The following is a 3,518-nucleotide window of genomic DNA, read 5'->3' as shown; positions in this document are numbered from 1 at the left end:
GCCGGGTCTCCTCATCCCCCAGGGCCCACAGGAGGTAGATCGTCGGCTGCGGCCGGAAAACGAAGTCGAAGCCGACGACCTTCACCCGCCGCCCCAGCGCCCCGGCCCGCCGCGCCACCTTCGGTGAGTCCCCCGCGGCAAGCCGTTCGGCCACGAGCCGCTCGGCGTCCGGGTGCCGGCCTCCCTCACCGAAGAGGTTGCGCAGCTGCTCCTCGGTGACCTCCTCCCCCGCCACCAGCCCGAGAGCCCCGAGTCCGCGGCCCATCCAGCGACCGGCCGGGACACCCGCCTGCTCCTGGGCCTTCCTCAGCGGCGTCCGGGCCCGGCGGCGGCCGTCACCGACGACGGTCTCGCGCGTGTAGTAGCGGTGCATCTGGCCCCTCTTGATGATCCTCGCGTCCACCATGCAGACCAGGCCACACCGTCCTGACCTGCAACGAAAGAGCCGACGGCGAGACAGCCCGCCAGGCGGGACCACTGGGCGAACTTTCTTCCCGACTGCCCGCGAGGCGGGAAGCTGCGCCGGCGCCAGTAGCCAATGTCATCGCTCTCCGGGCCCGGCCCCCGCACCCCGGTAACCACCGATCCGGTCACCACCCACCGGACCCGACGCACCGGTGAGTCACCAATCCACTCACCACTGCCAGGCCGCACTCACCGGTGACTCACCATGCCGAACCCCAATGAACGCGGTCGCGCACGACCCAGCACACCGGTGACCTGAGTTCACCGCACAGGCCTTCCGTACTCCGCCCTCCGGCACCTCGCCGGGGGCTTCGTGCTGCCTGGAAGCGACTTCGCGCCGACCTTCGAGACGGTCCCCTGCTTCACCGCCGACCTCCAGCACCTCACCCCTGCCCAGCGCCGGCGCCGCCGCGTCGTCCTGGAAGCTTCCCCGACCTGCGCACAAGAGCAGCCGGTCGCGGAGGCCGCCCAGCAGAGCAATGTCCGCCCCATCGCCACGAACAACCCTCGCCATGCATGCCTGCCCCACAGGGGCTTGCCCAGGTCGCCTTGGGCTCCGGCTTCCACAGCGAGCGGGCGAAGCGCGGCTCGCAGGGCTACCGGTGCGGGGGCAGTGGCGACGCCCGAGAACCGACCCAGCCAGGCTGGATTACCCGTGCCGGACCCTGGGAAACAGTTCTATGCTCGCTGTGCCGAGCCGTGTGCAGGCATCTGGCACAGGCCGTGGGCCGCGCTCCAGGAACTGACCAAAAGCCGAGGGGTTTTAAAAAAAATCCCTCGGTTTTTCGCCTAAAGCGAAAAGGGCTTGCCTGGGCAATCTGCCGCCACAAGCCAGGCAGCGCCGACCGAGGGGACTCAACTACCCCAGCAAGGGCATGAGGTGCGGATTCGTTTGCACTCACGCTCCCGGACCCAAAGGGCCCCTCGGTGAACCTCTACATCGCCCCGGTGAACGCACTGATTTTCCTGATCGCATGCCTCATGGGATTCATCGTCTATCGCCGCACGAGGCAGCACCACCGCAGCACAAGGCAGCATCCACGGCACAGGCGACTTGGCCACAGCCATCACAGTCGCAGCCGCTGTAGTGCTGGTCCTGGCCTTCCTCTTGGGCGTCGTCGACGGAAAGGAGGTCAATAGCGAGGGCCCCAGGCACCCCGCAACCACTTCACCATCAGTCTCCGCCCATCCCTGATAACCGCACCGTGGTGCGCTCAGCGGTCGGCTTCCCGGTCGTGTCGCGATCCCGGCTGCTGGGGTGGTGCGCCCGCTGGTCGTTCTCCCGCACCGGGTGCGGTGCGGGACCGTCCTTGCCCGAGCACATCCGCCGGGGCGGCGGGCGAGTTGCGTTCCCGTCTCGGCTCCCGACTCGCCTGACCCCGGCTCCGTGCCGTCCGGCTACAGCGCCGCCGGCTCGTAGACGACCGTGGTGGCCGGGCAGTCCTCCGCGATCCCAAGGAGGGCCTGGCGCTCGGCCTCATCGACGGCCAGCTCCCAGCGCAGCTTCGTGCCCACCCATGCCGCAGCGTAGGTGCAGTCGGGCAGCCTCTCCGCCGGATCCTTGTCACTCTTGCTCCGGTTGGAGACTGCGGAGACCGCGATCAGCGTGTCCGGGGACGCCTGGTCGTTCGCGTACGCCTCACGACGGGCGGCCGTCCACGGCGACTGTTCAGCTGGCGGGGAGCGTCATTGCAAACGTGCGCTATTCCTCCAGCCCTGCCCGTAGCGCCTGGGATGGTGGACGCTCTGCGCCTGGTGTCGCGTTGCGCTGAGGCGTGGATGGTGCTGAGCGGGCGAGGGTGCCTACGCTGGCCTGCTGGACTACTGTCCGAGGGCTTCGAGCCAGGCTGCCACTTCCAGAGATCGTCGTAGATCGGCTTCGAAGGCCATTGGGTTGGCCTCGGCCAGCACACGGCGGATCCCGATGGTCTCCTCGATGGCGGCCAGACCCTCCTCCCGCCGCCCGACCTCACCGAGATCGACGGCCAGGTTGTTCAGGGCCATGGCGAGGTCGGGCAGGTAGGCGTCGGGATTGGCCTCGGCCAGCCCGCGGTAGTGGCTGGTGGCCTCCTCGACTGCGGCCAGGCCCTCGTCCCGTCGGCCCGCCTCACTCAGCCGGTTGGACAGGTTGTTCAGGGCCATGGCGAGGTCGGGCAGGTAGGCGTCGGGGTTGGCTTCGACCAGCCCGCGGCGGATCCCGGTGGCCTCCTCGACTGCGGCCAAACCTTCCTCCTGTCGGCCCACTTCACTCAACAGGTTGGACAGGTTGTTCAAGGCTCCGGCGAGGTCGGGCAGGTAGGCGTCGGGATTGGCCTCGGCCAGCCCGCGGTAGTGGCTGGTGGCTTCCTCGATGGCGGCCAGACCCTCCTCCATGCGCCCCGTCTCACCCAGCCGGAGGGACATGTTGTTCAAGGCTCCGGCGAGGTTGGGCAGGTAGGCGTCGGGGTTGGCCTCGGCTAAGGGCTGTCCCGTAACTGCGGGAGCGTGAGTCACGGCCCCGGCTTCGCGGAGGTCAGAGGAAGAGAAGTTCGACGTCCTTCGCCACGCAGAGCCGCAGAACGACCGTCAGCTGTTGGGCCGCATCGATGTGTGCCCGAGGAACGTCGGCCTCGTTCGGCCACCGCTCGACGATCGCCTCCAGCCGGGGCAGGAGCGCGGCGCACTCGATGGGCGATAGCTCGCCTCCGCCGTCATCCGGGCGATCGAGGAGCGGTTCGAGCGAGGTGGAGACGTCACTCCAGGGGCGCTCTCCGCCGAAGCCCCACATCTCGGAGAGAGTGAAGCCTTCGGCTCGCGCCAGCTGTCGCCGGAACGCGGCGAAGCCGCTGTAGGACCAGGCGACGTCGGGACTGCTGGTGTCTCCGTCTCCCGGGAACAGAGTCAGCCCCATGTCGTTCTCCCTCTTTACCGTCGAATAGGCAAAGGATCAGTCGAAACCAGCGACATCTGCAACTGAGATGTGAGGTTGATCCGCGGGAGTGGACACCGGGTTTCATGCGACGAGTGACAGCGTACGTGGTGTGATCAGCTGTTGTTCGAACTCTGCTGGCGTG

3 protein-coding genes and 1 pseudogene are annotated in these 3,518 nt (G+C 68.1%); all 4 read right to left on the bottom strand.

Annotated elements, in window-relative coordinates; genetic code table 11:
• On the bottom strand, window positions 1-406 hold a 406-nt coding region (locus ACGFYQ_RS42120; protein WP_393752655.1), incomplete at its 3' end, for a relaxase domain-containing protein.
• A 1,457-nt stretch (window positions 407-1,863) separates the two neighbouring features.
• Window positions 1,864-2,130, bottom strand: a pseudogene (locus ACGFYQ_RS42115) (HNH endonuclease); the annotation flags it as partial.
• 156 nt (window positions 2,131-2,286) lie between these two features.
• Window positions 2,287-2,958: a tetratricopeptide repeat protein gene (locus ACGFYQ_RS42110; RefSeq protein ID WP_393752653.1), complete on the bottom strand. Its 672-nt coding sequence runs from the start codon at window positions 2,956-2,958 to the stop codon at window positions 2,287-2,289.
• Between the two features lie 19 nt (window positions 2,959-2,977).
• On the bottom strand, window positions 2,978-3,355 hold the full coding sequence (locus ACGFYQ_RS42105; protein WP_393752651.1) for a hypothetical protein: 378 nt from the start codon (window positions 3,353-3,355) through the stop codon (window positions 2,978-2,980).
• Window positions 3,356-3,518: the final 163 nt, after the last annotated feature.

This window comes from Streptomyces sp. NPDC048258, from assembly GCF_043201995.1.
Classification (GTDB): domain Bacteria; phylum Actinomycetota; class Actinomycetes; order Streptomycetales; family Streptomycetaceae; genus Streptomyces.
The sequence above is the reverse complement of the archived record's forward strand: the minus strand, read 5'-3'. Positions and strand labels throughout refer to the sequence as shown.

What these genes read in the sequence shown, in the direction of transcription:
- ACGFYQ_RS42105 (WP_393752651.1), bottom strand. Translation starts at nt 3,355, where the DNA reads ATGGGGCTGACTCTGTTCCCGGGAGACGGAGACACCAGCAGTCCCGAC.